19 protein-coding genes are annotated in these 24,528 nt (G+C 70.4%); 9 read left to right on the forward strand and 10 right to left on the reverse strand.

Annotation, left to right across the window (positions count from 1 at the left end):
- Positions 1-17 precede the first annotated feature (17 nt).
- Positions 18-1,751: an MXAN_6577-like cysteine-rich protein gene (locus tag POL25_RS31860; protein ID WP_272090049.1), complete on the forward strand. Its 1,734-nt coding sequence runs from the start codon at positions 18-20 to the stop codon at positions 1,749-1,751.
- Positions 1,752-1,871: 120 nt separating this feature from the next.
- Here the strand turns inward: POL25_RS31860 and POL25_RS31865 are convergent, their stop codons facing one another.
- Entirely contained in the window at positions 1,872-2,894 is a 1,023-nt protein-coding gene (locus tag POL25_RS31865; protein WP_272090050.1) for a YdcF family protein, read from the reverse strand.
- 265 nt (positions 2,895-3,159) lie between these two features.
- Here POL25_RS31865 and POL25_RS31870 point away from each other — a divergent pair, with 265 nt between their 5' ends.
- Positions 3,160-4,968: an IgGFc-binding protein gene (locus tag POL25_RS31870; RefSeq protein WP_272090051.1), complete on the forward strand. Its 1,809-nt coding sequence runs from the start codon at positions 3,160-3,162 to the stop codon at positions 4,966-4,968.
- A 94-nt stretch (positions 4,969-5,062) separates the two neighbouring features.
- Here the strand turns inward: POL25_RS31870 and POL25_RS31875 are convergent, their stop codons facing one another.
- The 4 genes from POL25_RS31875 to POL25_RS31890 form a co-directional block, all read right to left on the reverse strand.
- A complete protein-coding gene (locus POL25_RS31875) occupies positions 5,063-6,421 on the reverse strand; it encodes a hypothetical protein (RefSeq protein ID WP_272090052.1) in 1,359 nt (452 codons plus the stop codon).
- Positions 6,418-7,293, reverse strand: a complete 876-nt coding sequence (locus POL25_RS31880) for a Kazal-type serine protease inhibitor family protein (protein ID WP_272090053.1) — start codon at positions 7,291-7,293, stop codon at positions 6,418-6,420. The genes POL25_RS31875 and POL25_RS31880 overlap by 4 nt, the downstream gene beginning before the upstream one ends.
- Before the next feature lie 31 nt (positions 7,294-7,324).
- On the reverse strand, positions 7,325-9,319 hold the full coding sequence (locus tag POL25_RS31885) for a hypothetical protein (protein WP_272091146.1): 1,995 nt from the start codon (positions 9,317-9,319) through the stop codon (positions 7,325-7,327).
- A gap of 388 nt (positions 9,320-9,707) precedes the next feature.
- Positions 9,708-10,121, reverse strand: a complete 414-nt coding sequence (locus POL25_RS31890) for a sporulation protein (RefSeq protein ID WP_272090054.1) — start codon at positions 10,119-10,121, stop codon at positions 9,708-9,710.
- A 138-nt stretch (positions 10,122-10,259) separates the two neighbouring features.
- Here POL25_RS31890 and POL25_RS31895 point away from each other — a divergent pair, with 138 nt between their 5' ends.
- From POL25_RS31895 to POL25_RS31910, 4 genes are all read left to right on the forward strand, one after another.
- Entirely contained in the window at positions 10,260-11,834 is a 1,575-nt protein-coding gene (locus POL25_RS31895) for a SulP family inorganic anion transporter (RefSeq protein ID WP_272090055.1), read from the forward strand.
- Positions 11,831-12,448, forward strand: a complete 618-nt coding sequence (locus POL25_RS31900) for a carbonic anhydrase (RefSeq protein WP_272090056.1) — start codon at positions 11,831-11,833, stop codon at positions 12,446-12,448. Before POL25_RS31895 ends, POL25_RS31900 begins: the two co-directional genes overlap by 4 nt.
- Positions 12,449-12,647: 199 nt before the next feature.
- Positions 12,648-13,538 (forward strand): hypothetical protein, encoded by an 891-nt coding sequence (locus POL25_RS31905; protein ID WP_272090057.1) that lies wholly within the window; start codon positions 12,648-12,650, stop codon positions 13,536-13,538.
- Positions 13,539-14,042: 504 nt separating this feature from the next.
- Positions 14,043-14,678, forward strand: a complete 636-nt coding sequence (locus POL25_RS31910) for a hypothetical protein (RefSeq protein ID WP_272090058.1) — start codon at positions 14,043-14,045, stop codon at positions 14,676-14,678.
- A 122-nt stretch (positions 14,679-14,800) separates the two neighbouring features.
- Here POL25_RS31910 and POL25_RS31915 read toward each other — a convergent pair whose 3' ends face one another.
- The gene (locus POL25_RS31915; protein ID WP_272090059.1) at positions 14,801-16,027 is read right to left on the reverse strand and encodes an RCC1 domain-containing protein; all 1,227 of its coding nucleotides are present in this window, start codon (positions 16,025-16,027) and stop codon (positions 14,801-14,803) included.
- A gap of 63 nt (positions 16,028-16,090) precedes the next feature.
- On the opposite strand from POL25_RS31915, the gene POL25_RS44630 reads away from it, so the two are divergent.
- The 3 genes from POL25_RS44630 to POL25_RS31930 all read left to right on the forward strand — a co-directional run bounded on the left by POL25_RS44630 (position 16,091) and on the right by POL25_RS31930 (position 19,615).
- Positions 16,091-16,750, forward strand: coding sequence for a DUF1707 SHOCT-like domain-containing protein (locus POL25_RS44630; protein WP_272090060.1), 660 nt, complete (start codon positions 16,091-16,093; stop codon positions 16,748-16,750).
- Positions 16,751-17,180: 430 nt separating this feature from the next.
- A complete protein-coding gene (locus tag POL25_RS31925) occupies positions 17,181-18,350 on the forward strand; it encodes a hypothetical protein (protein ID WP_272090061.1) in 1,170 nt (389 codons plus the stop codon).
- Positions 18,351-18,478: 128 nt separating this feature from the next.
- Positions 18,479-19,615 (forward strand): hypothetical protein, encoded by a 1,137-nt coding sequence (locus POL25_RS31930; RefSeq protein WP_272090062.1) that lies wholly within the window; start codon positions 18,479-18,481, stop codon positions 19,613-19,615.
- A gap of 26 nt (positions 19,616-19,641) precedes the next feature.
- Here POL25_RS31930 and POL25_RS31935 read toward each other — a convergent pair whose 3' ends face one another.
- From POL25_RS31935 to POL25_RS31950, 4 genes are all read right to left on the reverse strand, one after another.
- The gene (locus POL25_RS31935) at positions 19,642-20,769 is read right to left on the reverse strand and encodes a hypothetical protein (protein ID WP_272090063.1); all 1,128 of its coding nucleotides are present in this window, start codon (positions 20,767-20,769) and stop codon (positions 19,642-19,644) included.
- A 78-nt stretch (positions 20,770-20,847) separates the two neighbouring features.
- A complete protein-coding gene (locus POL25_RS31940; protein WP_272090064.1) occupies positions 20,848-21,732 on the reverse strand; it encodes a hypothetical protein in 885 nt (294 codons plus the stop codon).
- Between the two features lie 860 nt (positions 21,733-22,592).
- A complete protein-coding gene (locus POL25_RS31945; RefSeq protein ID WP_272090065.1) occupies positions 22,593-23,207 on the reverse strand; it encodes a class I SAM-dependent methyltransferase in 615 nt (204 codons plus the stop codon).
- Positions 23,204-24,328 carry a DUF3419 family protein gene (locus POL25_RS31950; protein ID WP_272090066.1) on the reverse strand — a complete coding sequence of 375 codons (1,125 nt, stop codon included), beginning with the start codon at positions 24,326-24,328 and terminating at the stop codon, positions 23,204-23,206. Before POL25_RS31950 ends, POL25_RS31945 begins: the two co-directional genes overlap by 4 nt.
- Positions 24,329-24,528 lie beyond the last annotated feature (200 nt).

Raw genomic sequence — 24,528 nt, forward strand, 5'->3', positions numbered from 1 at the left:
GCCCTACCCTCGCGGCGATGACACCTCGCTTGCGCACGATCACGCTCTCTCTGATTTGCGGGACCCCATGGCTCTCCGCGTGCGGCGACGACGGCACCGCCACCACCGAGAGCACGGCCTCCGGAGCCACCACCGACACCACCACCGGCGACGGCACGACGAGCCCCTCGACCACCACGGGCACGACCGAGCCGCAGCCGACCACCACCACGCCGACCACCACCGACGCGACCCCCGACCCCACCGGGGTCACCACCTCGACCTCGAGCGACACCACCACCTCCTCGACCACCGACCCGGTCGACACCGAGTCGACCACCGCCGCCGGCTGCGAGCCGCTGGTCGACTGCGGCGGCGCGTGTGTCGACATTCAGACCGACGCCGACCACTGCGGCGGCTGTGATGCCCCGTGTGGCGCCATGGAGGCCTGCGTCGACGCGGCCTGCGTCATCACATGTCCCCCGGGACAGGAGCTCTGCGACGGCGTCTGCGTCGACACCGGCGCCGATCCCGAGCACTGCGGCGGCTGCGGTCAGCCGTGCCTCGACAGCGAGGTGTGCGGCGACGGGGTCTGCGCGCTTGAATGTCCCATGGGACAGGCGGACTGCGACGGCGCCTGCGTCGACACCGACACCGATCCCTCGCACTGCGGAGGTTGCGGCCAGGCCTGCGACGCCTGCCAGATCTGCAGCGACGCCCAGTGCGAGGCCCCGCCCGACCTGCCCCCGGCCGGGGCCATCGAGGGCCCGACCGACCTGTGCGCCGGCGCCGAGGCCATGTTCACCGTGCCCGAGGTGCCCGGCGCCGTCAGCTACACGTGGAGCGGGCCCGTCGGTGCGACCGTCATCGCTGGCCAGGACACCGCCGCGGCGACCGTGAAGTTCGGCGCGACCGCCGGCCAGGTCTGCGTCAGCTACAGCGACGGCTGCGCGACCTCGACGCCGAGCTGCATCGCCATCGCGCTGACCGGTGGCACGCCCGGGCAGCAGGTGTTCGCGGCGACCGGCGCGATCCAGCCGTTCGTCGTGCCCCAGTGCATCAAGACCCTCAAGATCACCGCCTTCGGCGCCCAGGGTGGCTCGGACGCCGGCGGGCTCGGGGCCAAGATGAGCGGCACCTTCAACGTCACGCCCGGCGACCAGCTCGGCGTGGTCGTCGGCGAGCGCGGGGTCGCCAACAACTGCGGCAGCGCGCCGGCGACCGGCGGCGGCGGCGGCGGCTCGTTCGTGTGGCGGATCGCCGACGCCACCGAGCCATTGCTCGCAGCCGGCGGCGGCGGCGGCGGCAACACCAATTGGGATGACCTCAATTGCCGCAAGGGCCTCGACGGCGTGGTCGGCACGGCCGGCACCAGCGGCAACGGAGCCCCGAGCGCCGCGGGAGGCACCAACGGCAACGGCGGCGCCGGCAATGCCCCCTCGGGCACCGGCTCCGGCGGCGCCGGCTGGAAGAGCGCCGGCCAGGACTCGACCTATGGCACCGGCTGCACCGGCGGCAAACCGCCGCTCTTGTTCACCGGCGGCGCCGGCAGCAACACCTTCGGCCCCGGCGGCCAGGGCGGCTTCGGCGGCGGCGGCGGGGCCGTGTGCGGCGCAGGCGGCGGCGGCGGCTACTCGGGCGGCGGCGCCGGCGAGGGCTCGACGTGCCGCGCCGGCGGCGGCGGCGGCGGCTCGTTCAACGCCGGCACCGCTCAGGACAATCAACCCGGCGCCCGCGCTGGCGCCGGCGAGGTGACGATCTCCTGGCCCTGACCGCGCCCGCGTGACGCGTGTTCGGCGATCCCCGGGGTCGCCGAACACACGGATATGTCCCGAAGGACATCTCGCCGGATCGCCCCCGCCCGACCTGCCCCGAAGGACAGATCCAGCCTGCTACCGCCCCGGCAGCAGCGGCGCCAGCCAGGCCGCGTAGTATGCCAGCACCTCGCGGCCGATGAACCACGGCTCCTTCAGCAGACGCCGGCTCATCCTCGCCGGCACCGTGTATGCCAGCATGCCCGCCCGCTGGAACAGCAGCTTCACCCGCGGCTCATGATAATAGTGGCTCACCGCCAGCACCCGTCGCGCCCCGCGCTGCTGCAGCCATTCGCTCGTCACCGCCACCGTCGCGGCCGTATCGACCCCCAGCTCGTCGAGCACGATCGCCTCCGCCGGCACCCCTGCTGCGATCGCCCGCGCCTGCATCGCCACCGGCTCCGACACCCCGTGGTCCTCGTCGATCGCCCCGCTCATGATCACCGTCGGAGCCAGCCCCGCGTGGTAGAGGCGGATCCCCTCGTCGACCCGATCGGCCAGCGCCAGCGACGGCCTCCCGTCCGAGTACACCCGCGCCCCGAACACCACGATCGCGTCCGCCTCGCGGGCGTAGCGGGTCGGTCCGAACGTCAGCATCAGCACCAGCGGCAGCGCCAGCGCCACCCCCGCCGCCGTCGCCAGGCTGCGCACGACCTGTCCCCAAGACCATGTCCTCGCCGGCCCCGGCCGCCCCGCCGAACTCGCCAGCGCCAGCGACAGCGGCAGCACCAGCGCCGACCCTGGCAGCGGCAGCGGCGTGGCGATGCGGCCCTCGATCAGCAGCGCGAAGTACACCAGCGTGTCCCAGGCTGCCGCCGCCGCCACTGCCAGCAGGCAGACCACCCCCGCCGCTCTCACCCAGCCGCGGCGCAGCGGCCCGAGCCCGCGGGCGATCAGCGTCGCCGCCAACATGGCCTTGAAGACAGCCGCACCTGTCCCTCCGGGCAGGCTGATCCACGCCCCCGTCGCGTCGAAGCGCGGCCCTGCGATCAGCCGCCCGACCACGTTGAGGGCCACGAACACCCCCAGCGCCAGCCCCACGTCCGGCAGCAGCGCGCGGACGCGAGCCCCGGACCCCGCTGCGTGCTCGTCTGCGATCATCCTCGGCGGAGGCACGCGCCAGCGCGCCCCGGTATTCCCGGCCCTGCCCGATCGGGTGGAACCCCTCGTCTGCGCCCGCCGGCCTCGATCTTCGCGCTCCCCGCGAGACCCGGCAAACCTGCTGGATCTGCATGGTCTTTGTCACATGTCCTCATGGACATGTGACCACAATCGCCCGCCGCCCGCGCTCGAACGCCCTCAGGTCCCCCGCGCGCGCGGCGAAAACTGCTTTACGGGCGCGCGCGGGAGCTTCTACGCTGCCGTCATGAATCCTCGCCTGTGTATGAACTTGTGCACCTCGGCTGCCCTCGCGGCCGCGCTCTTCACCGCCTGCGGCGACAACGGCCAGGTAACTGCCTCCGAGGTCGCCACGATGTCGGGCGGGCCGACCGTCGTGACGACTGACCCGGGGACGACAGCCGGCAGCACCGACGCCCCGACCACGACCCCCACGTCGACCGACGGCACCGGCACCCAGGGCATGACCGACACCGGCACCACCCAGGGGCCGACCTCGACTGGACCGGGCACCACCGACACCCCCGTGACCAGCACCACCGGTCCGGACACCACCGGCACGCCTGGCACCACCACTGTCGACACCACCGGCCTCCCGGGCACCACCACCGTCGACACCGACACCACCACCGACTCCACCACCGGCGAGGACCCCTTCTTCGGCGAGATCCCCGAGACCTGTGATCAGGCCGAGCTGTCGAAGAGCACCGTCGGCTGTGCCTTCTACGCCCTCGACATGGACTCGCACGACTTCTCCGAGACCAGCCAGTTCGCGGTCGCCGTCGCCAACGTGCAGAAGGACCAGCAGGCCACCGTCACCGTCGAGCGCAAGCAGGGCGGCGTGTGGAACATGATCGCCGGCCCGGTCCAGATCAACGCGCTCGGGCTGCAGACCTTCAACCTGCCTGACCAGCACACCGACGACAGCCAGCTCGCGGCCGGCTTCGCCTACCGCGTCAAGTCGTCGGTGCCCGTCATCGCCTACCAGTTCAATCCGGTCGACGGCTCGTCCTCGTTCCTCTCGGACGCCTCGATGCTCTACCCCGTCACCGGCCTCGACTCGATCAACCACGTGATCGCGTGGACGTCGATGATGGACAACACCAACACCTTCCAGCACAGCTACGCCAGCGCGGTCGCGGTGATGGACAACACCAAGATCAAGGTCACGCCGAGCACCGTCACCGCCGCCGGCGCCGGCGTCCCGGCCGGCCAGCCTGGCGTCCCGTTCGAGATCACCCTCAACGAGGGCGACGTGCTCAGCGTCGCCGTGCAGGGCCTCGGCACCTCGATGACCGGCACGATCTTCGAGAGCGCCAAGGAGACCCCGTTCATGCTGTTCGCCGGCCAGGAGTGCGCCCTCATCCCGGCGGGCACCTGCTGCTGCGACCACATGGAGGAGCAGATCAGCGGCGTGCGCCTGTGGGGCAAGCACTTCATCGGCGCGCGCACGGCCGTGCGCAGCGCCAACGCCCCCGAGCCCTCGCTGTGGCAGATCTACGGCGCCGAGGACGGTACCACCGTCACCCTCAACGCCGACGCTCAGGTCACCGGCTTGCCGGCCAACCCGATCATCCTCGACAAGGGTCAGGTGGTCGAGTTCTACGCCGGCGGTCCCACCGGCGAGCCGGGCGACTTCGAGATCACCGCCGACAAGCCGATCGGCGTGATGAACTACATGACCGGCGCCGAGAACCTGCCGCCCCAGTTCTTCAGCGTCGGCGACCCCGCCGCCGTGCAGATCCCCTCGGTCGAGCAGTTCCTGCCGCGCTACGTCGTCCTCGTGCCCGGGACGTGGGTCAACGACGTCGGCGTGTTCACCCGCCAGGCCGGCGCGGTCGTCACCATCGACGGCGTGGCGATCGCCGACTCCGCCTGGAACCCGGTCGCCGACAGCGACTACGAGGTCGCCCGCGTCCCGCTCGGCGACGGCGTCCACGTGCTCGAGGGCGGCGACGTCCCGTTCAGCGTCATCATCGTCGGCTGGGACCAGCACGACAGCTACTCGTACCTCGGCGGCACCGGCACCAAGATCGTCAACCCGACGCCGATGTGATCGCATCGGACATGTCCTGAACGACATGTCCATTTGAAAATGACCCATCGGACATGCTCTTCAGGGCATGTCCGATGGGCCATCCTTCATCCGCTCAGCCGCCGCACAGGCGGCCCAGCCACGGCTGCTGCGTCCCGCCGTCCTCGCCGAGGAACGCCCCGCTGACGATCACCGCCCCGTCCGACGTGAACGCCGCGGTGTTGGCGTCGCCCCAGCTGTACGGCAGCCCGAACTCGTGCTCGAAGCTCCACAGCAGCGCCCCGTCGGCCGCCATCAGCCCCACCCACAGGTCCTTGCGCTGGCCCCACTCGTTGCCCGGCTGCGGCGGCTTCTCGACCCCGCCGACCAGCAGCAGCGCCCCGTCCTGGCGGAGCCCGTCGCCGAAGCGCAGGCTCTCGGCGCTCGCGTCCGGCAGCGGCATCGTCCACGCCACCGCCCCGTCGCTGGCGAACTTGCGCAGCGACAGCGGGCTCGGCTTCGCGTCGGGCGTCTCGAGCAGGTAGGCCGCGCCCGCCTCGCCGACCAGCACCGCGCGCGGCTCCGTGGGATCTCCCTCGAGCGCGTGCTCCCAGCTCGGCGCCCCATGGTCGTCGAAGCGGGCGATCCACAGCCCCTCGGGGCTCTCGGTGCGGGCGGCCAGCACCACCGACCCGTCGGCCCCGAGGTCGTGGCGGACCTTGTAATCGGCGTTGTCCGGCGGCGCCAGGATCGCCTCGCCCAGCACGTTGCCGGCCGTATCGAGGCGCACGTGCTTGAACGGCTCCTCGTACGATCCCGCCAGCACGAAGATCGTCGCGCCGTCGGTCGCCAGCTGACCCAGCGGTGAGTACGAGGTCCACGGCTGGGCCGGCGGCCGCGCGAGCTCCCAGCGCCACACGTGGGCGCCATCGGGCGCGAAGCGGAGCACCACCAGGCGCGCGTCGTAGGTCCCCATCATCTCGCCCTCGACCGCGAGGATCGTCTCTTCCACCAGCACGTGGACGAACCCCGACGCATCGATCGCCACGTCGACCGCCCCGTCCTGGAGGCCGTTGGCGCCGGCGTAGGAGTCGCTCCAGACCGCCGCGCCCTCGGCGTCGCGCAGCTCGACGAACGCGTCGCCGTCGTCGCCGACCGCCGTCCGGCCGGCGACCACCGCCGCGCCGTCGCGCGCGCCCGCGAGCCCGGGCATGAATCCCGGCAGCTCCGCCGCGCTGCGCGCCCACTGCAGCGCGCCGCCGACCTCCCCCGGCCGGCACACCGGCGCCGGCGGGTCGCCCGTGCTCGGGTCGCCTGACGGATCGCCCGTGGTCGTGGTCTCGAGCTCGCCGCTGGTGCCCGTCGGCGGCGGACCGCCGGTCGGCGCCTCGGTCCCGCTGCTGCTGCTCGTGCTGCCGTCGGTCCCGGCGCTCGAATCATTGCACGCGAGCAGCAGCGACCACGAAGTCAGCGCCGCGATCGTCGCCCGCGTCACGACCGGGCCCTCCGCCGCCGCGCCCCCAGCAGCAGCAGCAGCGCCAGCGCCGGGGCGCCCGCGCGCTCCTGTCCCAAAGAGCAGCCGCCCTTGCGCTCGCCCGCGGGCGGCTCGCCCTCGCTGCCCGACCCGCTCGAGCCGGACTCCTCGCTCGCCGTGTCACTGCCGGTCGTGTCACTGCCGGTCGTCTCGCTGCCGGTCGTCTCACTCGAAGTAGTGCCACCCGTCGTCTCACTGCCCGTCGTCTCGCTCGCGGTCGTGCCGCCCGTCGTCTCGCCCGCGCTGCTGGTGCCCGGCTCTGGCCAGTCGCTGGTGCTCTCCTCGCCCTTGCACACGCCCTCGTGGGCGATCTTCACGCCCGCGCAGGTCTCCGCGTAGCAGGCGTTGGCGTAGGACACCCCGTCCTCGCCGCACACCGGCGCGTACTCGTCGCCGCAGCCGCAGTACTCCGGCTGGATGCGCGCGCACTCCTCCGCGGTCAGGCCGCTCCCGGCGATCCACCCCGTCAGCGCGGGATGCGTCATGCCGAGCAGGCGGGCGTTGTTCTCGCGCTCGGCGATCTCGCTGGCCACCGCGGCGAAGCCTGACTCGATGACCAGGTGACCGACCGCGCAAGCGACCCCGTCCTCGTCGATGAAGAACGGCACGCGCTCGCCCATGAACTCCGGGTTCTTCGGGAACAGCCCGGCCACGCGATACGTGTGCAGTCGGTCGAGGTTGCGCGCCCGCTCGGCTCGCAGCGCGGGCGGCAGGTGCGACGCATCGCGCGCCCGCAGCTCCGTCTCGACCGTCTCCAGGTGTCTCTGAATACGGGCCCGGTCGGCGTCGACCTGGCCCACCAATTCCATCGCCAACAAGCAAAATCCAAGCATGCTTGCAGGGAAGCACCGCGGACCGGTCGCGTCAAGGCGACGGCGCGCCGGCCCCCGCGAGCGCGGCCTCGGTGGCGCGCAGCAGCGGCTCGGCGGCCACCGGCGCACCGGTCGCTTGCGTCATCCATAGATCCGGCGTCAGCGTCCCGAGCGAGGCCATGCGCTCGAACTCCGGGCCGAGCTTGCCCGTCTTGTGGATGTGCTCCTCGATCTGGAACGCGATCAGGTGACCCAGCGGATAATCGGCGAGGTACAGCGGGTACGAGATCATGTGGCTGTAGATGCCGAGCAATGGCGTGCCCGGGCTGCCGAGCACCGGCGCGTAATAGCGGTCCCACGTGTCCTGGGCGATCTTCACGGTCGCCTCGCGCAGCTCGGCCGCGGTCGCCTCGGGGTGGTCGTACATCCAGTGCCAGGTGGCGACGTCGACCAGGGCCACGCCGGCGATCTCGAAGGTCGCCCAGAAATCGGCCAGCACCCGCTCGCGCTCGCTCGCCGCGTCGGGCTCGCCGACGCCGAGCAGCTCCAGGTCGCGGGCCTGGAACACGAACGCCAGCGCCTCGGTGAACGCGCTGTTGGGCACGCCGGCGAGCAGCGTGTGATCGACGCCGTACAGCGAGAACACCTGCTCGACGTTGTGGCCGAGCTCGTGCACGGCGATGTTGTAGCCCTTGTAGTCCATGCCATCGGCGCCGACGCGGGTGCGCAGGTGCGGGAAATCGCCGCGCCGCAGCGACTGCAGCGCGTGCCCGGCCCCGCGCGACGGATCGACGAGGATGCGCTCGGCCAGGAACTTCGCCTTCGCCGGCGCGAACCCGAGGCCCTGCAGCAGCCGCGGCATGTCGCGCGCGAACGCGTCGGCCGTCGGATAGCGGGCCTTCGTACGCCGGTCGAGCTCGGCCTCGGCGTGGGCCGCGTTGCCGCGGAAGCCAGCGTACCACAGGTCCTGCGGCCCGAGCTCGCGACCGAGGCGCTGGCGCATCAGCGCGGCCGTGCGGCCCACCAGCGGCGATGTCAGCACCTGCTCGAGCAACGCCTTGACGCGCGCCTCCGGCAGCTCGCGCGCGATCTCGAAGCTGCGGGCGATCGCCGTCGGGGCGATCGGCACATACCTGTCCTCCTGGCGCGCCGCGTGGAAGTTGGCCAGCAACTTGCGGTAGCGGACATCGTCCTCGCGCGCGCCGTCGACGACGACCTCGCGCGGCGGCGCGTCGGCCTCGACCTCGCTCGCGGGCGCGGCCGTCACCGCGTTGGTGAACGGGTCCCAGTCGACCCGCGGGTTGTCGATCACCGCCGCCGGGATCGTCTGGGTCACGATCCGCTCCATCACCTTGACGATCATCCGCTGCTTCTTCAGCCCGTCGGGGTCGGCGTAGCGGCCCTTGAGCTCGTCGCGCAGGTTCCAGTGGCTGATGAGGCGCAGGCCGGACGGGAAAAGGCGCGCACCTGTCTCATCGACCAGGTGGTGCATCCAGATGTTGTACTGCGAGATGTAGAGGTCGGCGTCGGCGGTCGCGCGCGTCACCGCCTGGCGCACCTCGGCCGGCACGCGGCGGCCGAAGCGAGCCCCGAGGCGGGCCTCGGCCCACTCCTGCCGGCTGTACTTCGGGCCATGTTCGCTGCGCTCCGCCAGAGTCGTCAGCGGGAAGTTGAGCAGGACCACGAAGCCGACCCTGCTCTGGAACAGGTCCTCGGTGACGTGGGCGAACGGGTCGTAGGTGGCGAACAGCGGATCGATCGCCAGCAGGGGGCCGTCCTCGACGTCGCTGGCGCGCCGGACCTCGCGGCCGACCTCGTGGGTGTGGCCGTCGATCTGCTCGAACACCGACTCGAGGCGGGCGAACGTGGCCGCCAGCTGGACCGGATCGCTGATGAATTGCTCGCGCACGAACGCCGCCAGGTCGCCGTCCTCCGGCCGCCACAGCGCCGCGACCTGCGACAGGCCGCGATCGATGCGGGCGCGCTGGCCCTCGCCGTGGCCGCGCAGCAGTTCGGAACCGAGGGCCGTAAGGTCGGGCGGGGTCATCGGCGGACTCTCCGGCGTCGCGGGGCTCACGGCCGGCACCGCGGCGACGGGCGTCGGTGCGGCGGTCGTCGGTGCAGAGGTCGTCGCTGGCGGCGGACCCGCCGCGGGCCCGCGGTCACACGCGAGCGCGAGCACGAACGGGGCGAGGGACCGGAGGTTGCGGCGACGAAAGCTTGCAGGCGCGGACACGACCGGACGAGTGTATCTGGACCCGCCGGGAGCGCGCCTGTCCGAAGAGACATCTGCAGCCGGCGGCGCCGGCGAGCTCGACGATGCGAGACGGCGATGGCACTGCGTTCACCCCGGTGCCGGAGTCGCAACGCAAAAGGGGCCGGGCGGGCGCCAGACGCCCCGCACGGCCCCGGGGGGCGCACCGCGAGCGCGTCGCTCAGGTGACGACGTCGACCACCGCGCTGGCCTTGGGATGGCGGCCGGTGGCCTGCAGCTTGGCGGTGACGCGGTAGCGGCGGTGATTGGCCGTCGGCTCGAGGTCCTCGGGCAGGTGCAGCACCAGCGGCACCTGCAGGCGCTCGCCGGGGGCCAGCGAGCGGCCGAGCGGGATCGTCACGGCGGCGGCCTCGCGCCAGAAATCGAAGTCGCCGTGCCGGGGGTTGTCATAGATGAGGCGCTCCTCATCCAGCCGGAGCAGCACGCCCTCGAGGTTCACGTCATGCTCGCCGCCGACCAACTCCAGCGTCGCGCGGAGGTCCTCACCGGCGCGAACAGCGGCCTGGAGGTCGCGGAGGGCGATCCCCTCGCCGTTGCTGACGATCGCGTGCTTGATCCGTTCGATAAAACTCATGGGGCCCCATGGCTCTGTAGCACCGCATGATGCACCCTTCATCTGAACGAATCTTCGGGTATTTCTTATCGGTGGACGCTTCTCCTGATTCTTGCCATCACATCGCCCTCGCCGCCGATTAAGCCAGCTTCATTCTCGATGCCACCATTGACTCCAGACAAGCAGCCCTGGCACGCGCACCTGGCCGCCGACATTCCGGCCTCGCTCGTCGTCTTCCTCGTGGCCTTGCCGCTGTGCCTGGGTATCGCCCTGGCGTCCGGAGCGCCGCTGCTCTCGGGCCTGTTCGCGGGGTTCGTCGGCGGCCTCGTCGTCGGCGCCCTCAGTGGTTCGCCGCTCAGCGTCAGCGGGCCGGCCGCCGGCCTCACCGTGGTCGTGGCCGCCGGCATCGCCGAGCTCGGCGCCTATCCGGTCTTCATCCTCGCGGTCGTGCTGGCCGGGGCGATGCAGCTCGTGTTCGGCATGCTGCGGGCCGGCGTGGTCGCCCACTTCGTCCCGGTCGCGGTGGTCCACGGCATGCTGGCGGCGATCGGCTGCATCCTGGTGCTCAAGCAGATCCCGCACGCGCTCGGCTACGACGTCGACTTCGAGGGCGACGAGAGCTTCGTCGGCCAGAGCGGCGGCAACACCTTCACCGACATCCTCGCCGCCGTGCAGCACGTCGAGCTCGGCGCCTTCATCGTCTTCTCCGCGGCGCTGGCGGCCCTGCTGCTGTGGCAGAAGGTCGGCCGCAAGCTGGTCGGCTCGTGGATGCCGCCGGCGCTGGCAGCGGTGGTCGTCGGCGCCGCCACCAACGAGCTGTTCCGCCACTACGCGCCCGGCCTGTACCTGACCGACGCCACCCACCTGGTCGCCATCCCCGACCTCAGCGGCCTCTACGGCATCCTGTTCGCGCTGCCGTTCCCCGACTTCTCGCGCATCGGCGACCCCGCGGTGTGGCGCATCGCCGCCACCATCGCCGTCATCGCCAGCGTCGAGTCGCTGCTGTCGGTCGGCGCCTCCGACAAGCTCGACCCGTTCCACCGCATCACCCCGACCGACCGCGAGCTCAAGGCCCAGGGCGCCGGCAACATCGTCTCCGGCCTGCTCGGCGGCCTGCCGATCACCGCCGTCATCGTCCGCTCCTCGGCCAACATCGACGCCGGCGCGCGCACCCGCGTGTCAGCGATCCTCCACGGCGTCCTGCTGCTGCTCAGCGTCCTGGTGCTGGCGCCGATCCTCAACCACATCCCGCTGTCGGCCCTGGCCGCGGTGCTGATCGTCATGGGCCTGCGGCTGGCCAGCGTGCGGGTGTTCCACGAGCAGTTCCGCCGCGGCAAGAACCAGTTCGTGCCGTTCGTCGTCACCATCGCGGCGATCCTGCTGACCGACCTGCTGGTCGGGGTCGCCATCGGCGTCGGCGTCGGCGTCTTCTACGTCATCCGCGGCAACTTCAAGTCGGCGATCGTGGTCGCCCACGACGATCACGAGTACCTGATCCGGTTCGCCAAGGACGTCTCGTTCCTCAACAAGCCGGCGCTGCTGCGCGCCTTCTCGACCATCCCGAGCGGCGCCACCGTGCTCATCGACGGCACCAAGGCCCAGTTCATCGACCCGGACATCGTCGACGCGATCGACGACTTCCTGCTGTCGGCCAAGGCCCGCAACATCACCGTGGAGCTGCGCCGCAGCGCCACCAGCCTCAACGTCCACTTCAAGCAAGAGGCCGCCGCATGAACCCCGCTCGTCGCCTGCTCCTCGCCAACAAGTCGTGGGCCCAGGAGCGCCGGTCCATCGACCCCGAGTTCTTCGCCCGCCTGGCCAACGGCCAGCAGCCCGAGTTCTTGTGGATCTCCTGCTCCGACAGCCGGGTCCCCGAGACCCAGCTGACCGTCACCGACGCCGGCGAGCTGTTCGTCCACCGCAACGTCGCCAACCTCGTGCGCGCCGACGACCGCAACGTCCTGTGCGTGCTGCAGTACGCGATCGAGGCCCTCAAGGTCCACCACGTCATCGTCTGCGGCCACTACGGCTGCGGCGGCGTCAAGGCGGCGATGACCGGGCCCCCGCCCGGCCGCCTCACCGAGTGGCTCGAGCCGGTCGCCGACATCTACCAGCGCCACCGCGCCGAGCTCGACCTGCTGCCCGAGGACGAGCGCTGGGCCAAGCTGGTCGAGCTCAACTCGGTCGCCCAGGTCAACCGCCTGGCCGAGACCGACGTGATCCAGAACGCCTGGGCCCGCGGCCAGTACCCGTACCTGCACGCGTGGGTCTACTCGCTGCCCGACGGCCTGATCCAGCCGCTGCTGACCCTGAGCCCCAAGGGGCCGCAGGACCTGCTCGGCACGTAGACGCGGCCGCCGGGCCGGCGACGATCCAAAATGTCTCTCGGGACATGCCTCTTCAGGCATGTCCCGAGAGATATCATGCCTCCCATGGGGTCGCCGGCACCCGTGATCTCGCGCCGTGAGGTCGCGGGCGGACGCGCGTCATCGGCGATCGACCGAGACGACGACGATGTCATGACGGTCCTCATGACAGCGGCGCAATGTGGAGAAAATCCGCGATGAACCGGTGGAGCGGGCCGTGCACGGCGACGCCGCCATGACGACCTGCGACTCGATCCTCGCCACGACCATGACCCTGTGTGCCGCGCTCGCGCTCGCTTGCGGCCCCGGCACCAAAGAGACCGCGAGCGACGGCGACCCGTCGACCACGAGCACCACGGACGCGCTCACGACCGGCCCGACGACCACCGAGGCGACCGCCGCCACCGAGCCCGGCACCACCACCGTCGAGCCCGGGACCACCACCGAGGCCACCACCCTCGAGCCCGGCACCACCACCGAGGCCACCACCGACGAGCCCGTGATGGCCTGCGAGATCGACGCCTGCCTGACGCGCTTCACCTTCGATTGCGAGGACTTCAACCCCAGCGGCTGCGTCCCGCCCTGCGACTTCCGCGGCTGGGACTGCGGGCTCCCGCAGGCCTGCAAGCCGATCAAGCTGCAGAACACCCCGGACTCGCTGGAGCTGCTGACCCTCCACTCCCCGGTCGAGGACGCCGTGTGCGTGCTCCAGCAATTGCGCGATCGCGCCATCGGCCGCGTGACGATCGAGTGGGGCGACATCCAGGGCTTCGAGGCCGACGCGGCCGTCAGCGTGCTGGCGAACGTCGACATCGTCGGCGACGAGGGCGTGCTGATGACCTGGAGCTGGGACTACAAGGCCTGCTGCATCGACACCCTGGCCCAGTCGCAGCGGGTCCTGCTGCAGCCGCCGGCGTTCTTCGACGACTGCCTGGCCGACCCGACCCCCGAGAAGCTGACGGCGTGCCTCATCGGCGCGACGCCGACCCCGTACGAGCCGGCGCCCGACGACTACTTGCCGCCGTGGACCCTGGGCATGTGCGACGCGACCCCGCCCGCCTGCCCCGCGTGACCTCGTGAACCGGGCCGCGACGAGCGGCTGCCCGACCGTGTCGCCGCTCGCGGGCTCGCGTGCCCTCGTGAACCGGGCCGCGATGAGCGGGCAGCCCGACGGTGTCGCCGCTCGCCTGCCCCGCGTGACCTCGTGAACCGGGCCGCGACGAGCGGCTGCCCGTCAATGCAGCCGCTCGCGGGGTCGCGGGTGCCGCGGCGCAGCGCCCCGTCGCAACCGCGACGCACAGGCGCTCGCCCGACGCGATGCTCCTGCGATCCAGGAGCGGCGCATGCCTCGAATCATAGGACCTCGCCGCCTGCCCTGGCGCAGGCGCTCCCGGCCCTCGCGGCTCCTGCGCGCCCACCCTTCGCCCCTGCGCCCGCGCGGCGTCGCTCGCTCGTCGCGGGCCGCGGGGGCCACTCACCGCCGCGAGAACGACGGTATCACCGCAGCTCGCCGGGCCTCGCCGCCCCCGGCCCCGGGCACGCGGGCGCGGCCCTGGTGATGCGATATCGTGGGGCGATGTTCGCCTCGCTCGCCGCGCTCGTGGTCACGACCAGCACCCTCGCCGCCGAGCCGGCCCCGGCCGTCGCCGACGACACCAGCGCGCCGAGCTACATGCAACCGATCTACGTCGACCCGCCGCCGGGCCACTACGACCCGCCGCCCGGCTTCTACGATCCACCGCCCGCCTACTACGAATCCGACCCGCCCGGCGGTCCCCCCATTTATAAAGATCCGCCCGCCGGGTACTACGATCCGCCGCCTGGCTGGTACGACCCGCCGCCTGGCTACTACCTCCCGCCCGCCGGCCTCCCCGCGCCGCTGCCGATCCCGAGCGAGCCGGTCGCGCTGCGCGACGACGCCTGGGACAAGTGGGCCCGGCGGCACGATCAGCTGCGCGGGCGCCAGATCGGCTGGGGCGTCGCCCTCGGCCTCAGCGTGCTCACTCTCGGCCTCGTCGCCGCCTTGCCTCCGTCCGACTGCCGTGATTGCGGCATCCTCGGCCGGCCCGTCTTCGGCATCGGCGCCGTCGTCCTCGGCAAGATCTCCCTCGTCTCGACCATCATCAACGGCGTCGCCCTCGCCCGCCACAACCGCGACCGCCCCGGCGCCAGCCTGAGCCTCGGCCCCGGCTCCGTCCAGATCAGTTTTTAAAACTGGTCATGTCCCCTGGGACATGTCCTCATGAGCATGACCGCATGAACATGCTCCTGCGGGCATGTCCATCAAGGGCACCGCGCACGCATCGCCGGTGTCCCGACGCGGCCCCGGGCCGCTCACCAGGCCACCGGCGTCGGTCGCGGGCGATCGTCGAACCCGCCGTCGCCCACCCCGCCGTACGCGTTGCTGCCCCAGCACAGCACCTGCCCCTCGTCGGTGCGGGCGCACGCGTGCAGCTGCCCGACCACCACCTCGCTCGCCTCTGCCAGCGGCAGCATCGCCGGCGCCGCGCAGTACGGCTCCGGCGGCGCGCCTCGGGGCGACGGCGTCTCCGCCTCCACCACGTACTCGCGCGGCTCGCCGCACTCGGGCCACAGCGTGCGCTCCTCGCCCAATTCGCGGCCCCAGCCGCGAGCTGTGCCATCGGCCAGCATCGCCGTCGTCCGGTACTGCCCGGCCGCCACGCGCTGCGCCTCGCCGAGGCCGACCACCCGCGCCGGCGGGCCCGCCGTCGCCGTGCCGCCGTCGCCGCGCTGCCCGAACGTATCACCGCCCCAGCACACGGCTGTCCCATCGGACAGCAGCGCGCACGCGTGATCGAAGCCAGCTGTCAGCGCCTGCGCCCCGGCGATGCCCTCGACCTTGACCGGCGTCAGGTGCTCTCGTCCCGACGCGTCGCCGCACTGGCCGTACTCGTTCCAGCCCCAGCACAGCACCTCGCCCGCGGTCGTGCGCGCGCAGCTGAACGCATAACCGACCGCGACCTCCACCACCGACCCGAGCCGGGGCACCGCGCCCGACCCACTGGCGAACACCCGGCCGGCGAATACTCCGGCCGGCGCCCCGCGCCAGCCCTCGCCGCGGCACACCACGCCGCCGCCGCCCACCACCGCGCAGTCGTGATCGAGCCCCAGCGCCAGCTGCCGGACGTCGCGCCATTCGGCCACCGGCTGCGGCCGCGTGCGGATCGCCGGCGCCCCCTCCGCGAGCTCCTCCGGCGTCGCCCGGCCCCAACACCACACGCTGCCGTCGCCGAGCACCGCGCACGTGCGCTCGCCCTCCGCGACGATCTGGACCGCGTCGTTGATGCCGAGCGCCACCACCGGCCGCTCGCTCCGCGCCGCCGCCCCGTCGCCGAGCTGACCGCTCACGCCCATCCCCCAGCAACGGACCTGCCCGCCGCGCAGGCGCGCGCAGGTGTGAAACGAGCCCGCCGCCAGCTGCTCGACCACGAACCCCGCGGGCCCCGGCGATGCGTCGCGCGGCTCGACCGGCGCGCGACCCCACCACGCCGGACCACACCCGACGAGCATCATCGCCACCATGGCCCAGGCCCAGCGCAAGCACGGCCAGCATACCCGATCTCGCGGCCCTGGCGCGCTCGCCCTCATGGTACAAGGCGCCCCGTGGACTCGCCGGCCGGACAGCTGCAACGCGCGCGCGAGTGGGCCCGGACCCGCCTCGGCGACGGCTACGCGCAGGACCTCATCGACCAGGACACCCTCGACGAGCGCCTCGAGGCCGTCGAGCGCGCGACCACGGTCGCCGAGATCGACGCTCTGACCGCCGACCTGCGCCCGGTCGAATCGACCGCGCTGGTGCCCGCCGCCGCCGCCCTGGCCGTCCCTGCCGCCGGCTCCCGCCTGCGCGTCCTGTTCAGCTCGATCGATCGCACCGGCGCCTGGCACGTCCCCGCGCGCACCCACGTGCGGGTGGTGTTCGGCGACGCCACCCTCGACCTGCGCCAGGCGGTCCTGCCCGGCGGCCCGATCGAGCTCGACATCCACCTCGTGTTCGGCAACCTCGAAGTCATCATCCCGCCCGGCTGGCAGCTCGACAACGACTGTGGCGCGATCCTCGGCTCTGTCGAACAGCTGAGCGGCCCGCCCCCGCCGGGCGGCTCGCGCCAGGTCCTGCGCCTGCGCGGCCGGGTGATCTTCAGCAGCCTGACGATCCACGAGCGCCTGCCCGGCGAGAACGCCGGCGGCGCCCGCAAGCGCCGCAAACGCGAGCTCAAGGCCCTGGCCGAGCGCAGCGCCCGCGCCCTGCCGGCCGGCGACGATTGACGACATGCCTGTTCAGGCATGTCCGAAAGGGCATGCCGCCAAGGACATGCCTCTCGGAACATTATCATTGGAGCATGTCCGATCGGCCATACCGACCCCGCGCCCTTCACATGCAGGCGTCGACCCGCGGCGCGCACGCGTTCAGCGCCGTCATCACCGGCGCCTGCATGCAATTGAACTGCTCGAGTGGGACGAGCTCGGCCAGGCAGCCGGCGAATCAGGCCCCCTCCTCGAGCAGGACCGGGCGCGGCCATACAATTGCCGCGTCCGTGCTCGCCTGCGTGTGCGCGCGTGAGGTCTGCCCGAAGCGCCTGCGAGCGCGGCCGTGTCTCTCGCGGCCGGGGCCTCCAGGCCCCTTAGGATACGTCTCTGTGGACATATTGACAGTCCTCGCCGCCGCGGGCGATCCTGGCGGGAAATGAAGCGAGTCATGCGCGATCGAAGCCTACGAATGGGCGCCCTGGCGGGCGTGATTGCTTGCAGCGGCGGCTGCGGTCCGAGCGAGGACGGCACCTCCGGCGCGACCGGGGCCACCGGGGTCACCGGGGTCACGGGCGCCACGCAGGGCAACACCGGGGGCATGACCGGCGTCACCGGCGTCACCGGCGAATCGAGCGGCACCGACTCCGATTCGGGCGTACCGACCGGCACTGGCGAAAGCACCACCGACGACCCGACCGCCGGCGCCACCAGCAACGACTCCTCCGCCCCCAAGCTCGACCTGGCAATGGCCGACTTCGGCGCCCCGACCGGCGACGGCTGTACCAAGGTCGATTTCCTGTTCGTGCTCGACAACTCGATCTCCATGGGCGACGAGCAGCAGAACCTCGCCAACAGCTTCCCCGGGTTCATCAGCACCATTCAATCGCAGGTGCAGGCCCAGGATTACCACATCATGGTGATCGACACCGACGACCAGGACAAGTGGGGCGAGAAGTGGGACAAGTGCCACAATAAGTGCATGACCGACGATCCGGGCGACAACTGCCTGACGGTCTATTTCCCCGACATCATCTGCGGCATGGAGCCGCCCGCGCCCGAGGCCTGCGATCAGACCCTCGGCGCCGGCCGCAACAAGGGCGCCGGCGGGCCGCCGCTCGCCTGCCCGATCGACGGCGGCCTGCGCTACATGACGCAGGACCAGGCCGACCTCGGCGGCGCCTTCGATTGCGTCGCCGACATGGGCGCGACCGGCAACTCCAACGAGCGCCCGGCCCAGGCCATGCTCACCGCGCTGGGCCCCCAGACCCAGGCCGGCGGCTGCCACACGGGCTTCCTGCGCGACGACGCGGTCCTGGTCGTCACCATGATCTCCGACGAGCAGGAGAACGGCTCGCCCGGCACCCCGCAGAGCTGGTATAACGATTTGCTGGCGCTCAAGGGCGGCAACGAGACGGCGATCGTGCTGCTCTCGCTCAACGGCGACGCCGAGACGATGGGCCAGGAGTGCAACCCGACCGCCAAGATGGTCGAGTTCGTCGACTACTTCGGCGACCGCGGCATCATCGACAGCATCTGCGCCCCCGACTACAGCCCGTTCTTCCAGGAGGCCGTGGGCGTCATCGACTACGCCTGCGACGAGTTCGTCCCGCCGGGCTGACGCTTCAGCGTCACCGGACCGCGCCGGACCGCGGGGTCTCCCCGAGCGTCACCGGTCCAGTAGGACATGTCCCCGGGGACATGTCATGCCACTTCTGCGGCCGGGCGGCCTGTGCTAGGCAGGTCGTCATGCTCGAGCGCCTCGACGCCGTCGACTGGTCCGCCGTCTACCACGCCTACGGCCCGGCGACCGACACACCCGCCAGCTTGCGGATGCTGCTCGACGCCGACCCGGAGCAGCGCCAACGGGCTTACCGTCACCTGTTTGCGATCCTGCTCGACGACAGCCTGCGCAACCAGGCCACCGCCGCCGCCGCCCCGTTCCTGGTCGAGCTGATCGACGATCCGCACACCCCCGATCGCGCCGCGCTGCTCGGCATGCTCGCGTGCAGCGTCGCCGGCCCCTTCACCGTCGCCTCGCCGGCGATCCTCGACGACGGCGGCCCGCACGTCCACCCGATCCTCCGCGACATCTACCGGGCCGCCGAGCTCGCCGTGCCGGCCGGCCTGCAGCTCGTCGAGGCCGCCGACGAGCGCCTGAGCGTGATCGCTATCTACTTCCTCGCGACCCAGTGGCGCCGCGCCGACGCGATCGTGCCGGCGCTTCACGCTCGCTTATACCAATCCCCCACCGCGGTCGTGCGGGCCATCATCGCCTTCGCTCTCGGCCAGCTGCGACCCGAGGACCCCGAGCTGGCCGCCCTCCACGCGCACGACCCCGACGCCACGGTGCGGGCGATCGCGGCCGCGGCCCTGCTCCATCGCGCCGGCGCCGTCCCCGAGCGGGTCCTCGATGCGCTCATCGCCGTGATCGAGGCGCGCGACGACCTCGCCGGGCTCGAGCAGCTGCCGTGCATCGAGCTCGGCGTCACCGACTTCGCCCGCGCCCTGTGTGCCGTGCCGCCCGCCGCCGGCGCGCGCGCCATCCCGCCGCTGATCGCCGCCCTGCAGCGCACCACCGGCTTCGCCACCCTCGATCTGGTCGAGGCCCTGCTGCATTTTGCGTTCGGCGACCCGCCCCCGCCCGCCGCGGACGAGGATGACGGCGCGCCCGGCCCCGCTCCCGCCACCCTCATGCCCGAGCAACGGCGAGTCCTCACCGCCGTGCTCGCGGCGCCCCATCTGTGGCAGCTCGGCGACCTGTTCTTCGTCCTGAAGGCCCATCGCTTGCCGGCCACGCGCTCGGCGCTGGCCGAGCTGCTCGCCGCGCCGGCGCCGCTCCGGCCACAGCCTCACGATCGTGCTGCACGTCCCCAGCGTCCGTAACGGGCGCCGTCACTCGGGACAAGGCATCACGGCGCAGGGCTTATGCTCACCGACACTTCTTGAGCTACGGTCTCGGGCACGCTCACGGTGACGAAGAACTGACCCTCGTCGAGCCACATCACTTCCCCTTCGGAGTTACCGGTGATCGCTATTCCCGGCTCGGGCAGCCACGCGCAACCACCGCATGGCCCGAGAAGGGCGTAGCCGACAGTTCCATCCTCGGTCGTCGGAGTGACGACAACGACCTTGTATTCGCCGGGCGTATCGATGACGAAGGACCGAGACACTCGAACGCCCCATCCAGGTCGCGCCTCGTCGATCAAAGCAAGACTTACCCCTCCCTCGACATCCTCGTCGCTACAATCGAGCGTGCGCTGGAACACCACCATCCCGTCCTGGGGCACGATCTCGGGCGCCGAGCACTCGAATCGCGGCAACGGCGAGATTCCCTTTGGGCAAGCTTTCGCCGAGAGATACTCCTCGGCGAGTTCGTCGGCCGAGCGATCGTAGTGCTGCAAGAACGCCGACTGCCAATCGGGAAATTCCGACTTCCGTGGGATTGCTGCGTACACCGCGTGAAATCTTTCTGCGCCGTACACCTGGAGCAGGTACGAAACAAACAGTCCCGCCACCCCGTATGCTTCGTCCGTGAGCCCCAGATCGCCCTGGACGAAGTCCACGAGGTAGGGACGCGGATCGCGCTCGTCAATCTCGGCCAGGCTTCCCCCTGAACCAGGGTCCAGAGCGACCGCGAGGCCCTCGTCGAGGAAAGGGGCGCCCGGAGGCATCAGGGCGTGGACAACCTCATGATGGTGGATCGGAATATGGCTGTATGCCTCGGTCCCAATCGAGCATCCTTTGGCCTCTACGCACGTATCATTCGTCCAAAGTTCAAAATCCTCGTCGGTAAGCCACGAAAACGTGATACGGGGGAGCTCCTCATTATCACGATCAAGGCCCAGCACCAGCGCGGTATGAAGCGCGAATGCGTTCACAGCGAAGGCGTTCCCGGCGCAGGGCTCCATCCCCCGACTGTATCTATAATCGACGTGGTCACCTGAGATTACAAAGAAGTCGGGTTCGCCGCCGTGCTCGCAGGCGAACCCCGACCCGACGAACGAACACAGCAACAGCCGAAATCGCAGGTCGGTCATGGCCGATAGTCCGCACGGGACGGTACCATGGCTCGGCGTGGTAGGTCCACGCGAGCCATGTGTCTGTCCTCACAGAGATCAGTTGGTCTGCAGCGAGACCGCCAGGAGAGAACCTTCCGCCTGATAATTCAGCATCAGAGAAAGGACTCCATTGCGGTACGATCCCGAGAGCTGCTCGATCGTGACCTGGGTAAAGAAGTCAACGTCTCCGCTCGGAAAGCCATTCAGACTCAGCCCGCTTGCCCAAGCCCTCAGCACGGCATCATCCGTGGGGAACGTGACCGTACCGCGGGCGAAGCGCCATTGACCGCGCAGTTCCTCAGTGAGCTGAAAATCTGCATTCTGCAGCGCGTACGATGTCTGAGCCCCAGACGGCAGAGTGTAAACGCCCGTAAAATTGCGTTGACTACCTTCGATCGCGGTGATCACGAGATCGCACTGTACGGTATCACAGTTCTCGGTTCTTACTGCTAGGTAGCCAGTTACATTGGTCTGAGAACTGCTTCCGCCGTCGAACCCGGTGAGACTCAGGGTGGCGTGGAAGGTCTTCGAGGGCGAGCTTCCGTCCCACACCGGTGCAATGAATGCGCAATCGTTCTTGCCTTCTGGCGCAGGGTAAACTGTATCCTCGAAAGTGCTCACGGGCAAACAATCCCAAGTATCGTGGGCTTCACCGACCGCTTCCGGAATCACGCTTTCGTCGTTGTACAACCCGTCGATTGCAGTCTCTCGCTGGGAAACGCAGTCCATGGAACAGGCGGTGGCAGCTTCCGTCGCGGTGCCTTGGCCGCATGGAAATTGATCCACTTGCCAACACTTTCTTTGATTTGTATCTGCTAGAGCTGCAGCCCGCTTGGCCGAGTCGGCCATGTCTGCCGTCTTCATGTAATAGAAGCACATCTCCCTCATCTCGGTTTGCAAGTCGATATTCGTCTCTTCGGGATCCCACTTGCAATACCACATGCCGGTTTCTTCCGGACCATCGGTCTCTCCTGAGGTCGTCGAACTCCCACCCGTCGTCGAGTCTCCTCCGGTCGTCGGGTCACCTGCGCACTCCCACATCTCGGAGGTTTCGCTCCAAACGCAAGGAGCGTTCCCCGACGGCAGAGGTGGTGGGTCCGAGTTCACCTCGCATGGTGAGATGATCTTCTGCTCTTCTGGCAGCGACGGATAATCGCAGTAGTCCCCCCCCAAGCATCCCATCCGCCATCCGGGCTCGCTCCTTGATCGTTGAGGTAATGATGACCACACAACTCTTCCTTTGAGTATCCATCAATACAGTATGCAGTGTCGGGGTCGGGCACGCAGACCGCTGGAAGATCCTGGCCCAAACAGTGCAGCCAGTAGTGTCCGGCCTGTTCGGCTGAGGTATCACTTGTGCCACCGATCACCCAATGATCACACCTATGGCAGCTCACGGTACAAGCGGCTAGGGCAAGGAGAGCCGGCGAGCGGCGCATGAGGGTCCAAGCTTCATGAGATGACATGTACGACATTTGTTAACTCCATCTTTGGTGGCACCAAGGCCATGATCTTGGTGCGTGCTGGTTTGTCTGCTGGTTCGCTTCAGAGCGCCCTTTTCCTGTACGTGACGCGCCTCCAAGCGTCAAGCTCTCTCGACCCGAACCTTCGCCACTGGAGGTCACACCGGTCTGTGGCGAGACATCTCGTTCGAGAACTGCTCTTCACCCTGCACAGACAAGAGCCAAGAGGCTGGTTCGGCATGCCTGCATATCGAAGGGAGTCTCTGAGCAGTCTCATAGGGATTCCCAGATAGGAGACTTGGGACTCACCTGAGCTCCCTGTGTTGCGCACCCATGGAGTCACCCGGGCCGGCGCAGGCGCGCGAGCACGTAGTAGCGACCTGGCCCCAGAGACATGTCCGCCCCGAGCCCCGCGAGCCACCCCGGATCGAGCGGCGTCACGCGATACAGCGCGAGCCAGGCCCGCAGCCCGGCGGCGAGCGGGCGCGGCAGGCCGCCCAGGTCGGCGAAATCGACCACGTGGACCTCGCCGCCGGGGGCCACCTGCGCCAGCGCGCGCTGCAGCGCCTCCTCGCGGCGCTGCACCATCGACAGGCAGTACGAGAACAGGATCCGCTGCGGCGGCCGCCCCAGCACCGCGCCGTGGTCGGCGTCCTCGGCGAACGCCCGCTGGAAGCGCGCCCACGGGCAGCGGACCGTCGCCCGCTCGAGCATCGCGTCCGCCGCCTCGATCGCCCCGTACGAGGCCCACGGCCGGCGGCTCTGCAAGATCTCGAGGTTGCGCCCCGTGCCCGGGCCCACCTCCACCAGCGACGCCCACGGCCGGGTCAGCAACGCATCGAGCGCGCGGTCGCGGCCGAACAGATAGTATTTGCGCGTGACGTCGTAGAGCGGCCGGGCCGCCCGGTAATAGCGATCGAGGAAGACCCGGTGTTCGGCTTGTTCGGGCGTCAATGGACGATCCTGTAGTAGTTGACGCCCTGGTACTGGCGCGAGCGGTCGAGCTGCGCGGCCGCGGAGCTGCGGGCCACGAGCGGCTGCAGGTGGCGGCCCAGGCCGTGGCGGGCGATCAGCGAGTGCGGCTCGACGCTGCGGTACATGACGATCCCGCCGTCGCGGCTGGTGCGGAGGATCTCCGCGAACAGCTTGTGCTGCGCCGGCGCCGGCATCCAGTCGGGCGCGTCGCACAGCGTATAATGCGACCACGTGTGCGGCCCCGCCTCCCGGAGCACGTCGAAGATGTTGCGCCGGTGGAACCGCGTCTGCGTCGGGGCCCCGAACGAGCGCGCGTGGCGATCGCGGCGCAGGTACGGCGGCACCGCGTCGGGCACGTCGTGATTGTAGTGACCGGCGATCGCCGTCCACGCGAACCAGTTGCGGGCCAGGTCGGTGGTGGCCACCCGCTTGACGTGGTCGACCAGGAAATCGACGATGCCGGCGCGCGAGGACTCGAGGATCCGGTCGCGCTGGGCGAAGTTGACGCCGAGCGCGACCAGGTTGATCGGGCTCTGCAGCACCGGCGCGATCAGCGGGTGACGCAACACCGGCGTCAGCGTGGCGTCGATCAGCGCCGCCCGCTGCTCGACCGGCGTCGCGCACATCCGCCGCAGCCACGCCCCGTCGATCCCGGCCAGCCGCGTCAGCGCCGTGAACATCCGCGCCGTCAGGCCCTCGCGGTAGAACGCGCGGCGAAACATGGAATGCCGCTTGTGCCAGTAGCGCTGGACCCACTCCGGCAACGTCCCGGTCAGCCAGCGGATCAGCGACTCGTGCTCGGGGTGGGCGCCGCGGCCGAGCAGGTCGTAGAAGCGGTCGTAGCTGCGCAGGCGCTGGGCCGCGGCGGTCTTGAGGGCCGCGAGCGCCAGGTGATGCGGGTTGATGTCGACCGCGTCGATGCGCCGCGGGTGAGCGCTGAGGTGGCCGGCGATCCGGCAACCAGCGCCGGAGATGCCGAGCACCGTGCTGGTCTCGTCGAGGTCGAGGAATTGCTCGTCGACCTCGCTGTCCTCCCACAAGATGTTGTAGACGAACAGCCGCGAAAAGATGTGCTGAAAGGCCAGGTCGCGCAGGTGCATCCGCGGCGCAGGAGACCACCCGCGCGTCACCGCCGGGCCGCATCGCCGCAAATCTTCGCCCGCGCCGCGTGACGGCCGGGCCACATGCACGGGCGGCCCGTCGCTCGTGACGACTCCGCCGCGCCGCTGACGTTCGCGCGTGACGCCGGTGATACGACGAACCGCCGCTCGTCTGCACGACCCGGCTTCATCCGCGCGCT

The organism is Nannocystis bainbridge, assembly GCF_028368995.1.
In the GTDB taxonomy this organism is placed as follows: Bacteria; Myxococcota_A; Polyangia; order Nannocystales; family Nannocystaceae; genus Nannocystis; species Nannocystis bainbridge.

Coding starts and splice junctions, on each gene's coding strand:
- POL25_RS31925 (WP_272090061.1), top strand. CDS start 17,181: ATGCGCGATCGAAGCCTACGAATGGGCGCCCTGGCGGGCGTGATTGCT.
- POL25_RS31890 (WP_272090054.1), bottom strand. CDS start 10,121: ATGAGTTTTATCGAACGGATCAAGCACGCGATCGTCAGCAACGGCGAG.
- POL25_RS31900 (WP_272090056.1), top strand. CDS start 11,831: ATGAACCCCGCTCGTCGCCTGCTCCTCGCCAACAAGTCGTGGGCCCAG.
- POL25_RS31860 (WP_272090049.1), top strand. CDS start 18: ATGACACCTCGCTTGCGCACGATCACGCTCTCTCTGATTTGCGGGACC.
- POL25_RS31870 (WP_272090051.1), top strand. CDS start 3,160: ATGAATCCTCGCCTGTGTATGAACTTGTGCACCTCGGCTGCCCTCGCG.
- POL25_RS31940 (WP_272090064.1), bottom strand. CDS start 21,732: ATGTGGTATTGCAAGTGGGATCCCGAAGAGACGAATATCGACTTGCAA.
- POL25_RS31910 (WP_272090058.1), top strand. CDS start 14,043: ATGTTCGCCTCGCTCGCCGCGCTCGTGGTCACGACCAGCACCCTCGCC.
- POL25_RS31935 (WP_272090063.1), bottom strand. CDS start 20,769: ATGACCGACCTGCGATTTCGGCTGTTGCTGTGTTCGTTCGTCGGGTCG.
- POL25_RS31865 (WP_272090050.1), bottom strand. CDS start 2,894: ATGATCGCAGACGAGCACGCAGCGGGGTCCGGGGCTCGCGTCCGCGCG.
- POL25_RS31885 (WP_272091146.1), bottom strand. CDS start 9,319: ATGACCCCGCCCGACCTTACGGCCCTCGGTTCCGAACTGCTGCGCGGC.
- POL25_RS31880 (WP_272090053.1), bottom strand. CDS start 7,293: ATGCTTGGATTTTGCTTGTTGGCGATGGAATTGGTGGGCCAGGTCGAC.
- POL25_RS31930 (WP_272090062.1), top strand. CDS start 18,479: ATGCTCGAGCGCCTCGACGCCGTCGACTGGTCCGCCGTCTACCACGCC.
- POL25_RS31950 (WP_272090066.1), bottom strand. CDS start 24,328: ATGCACCTGCGCGACCTGGCCTTTCAGCACATCTTTTCGCGGCTGTTC.
- POL25_RS31895 (WP_272090055.1), top strand. CDS start 10,260: ATGCCACCATTGACTCCAGACAAGCAGCCCTGGCACGCGCACCTGGCC.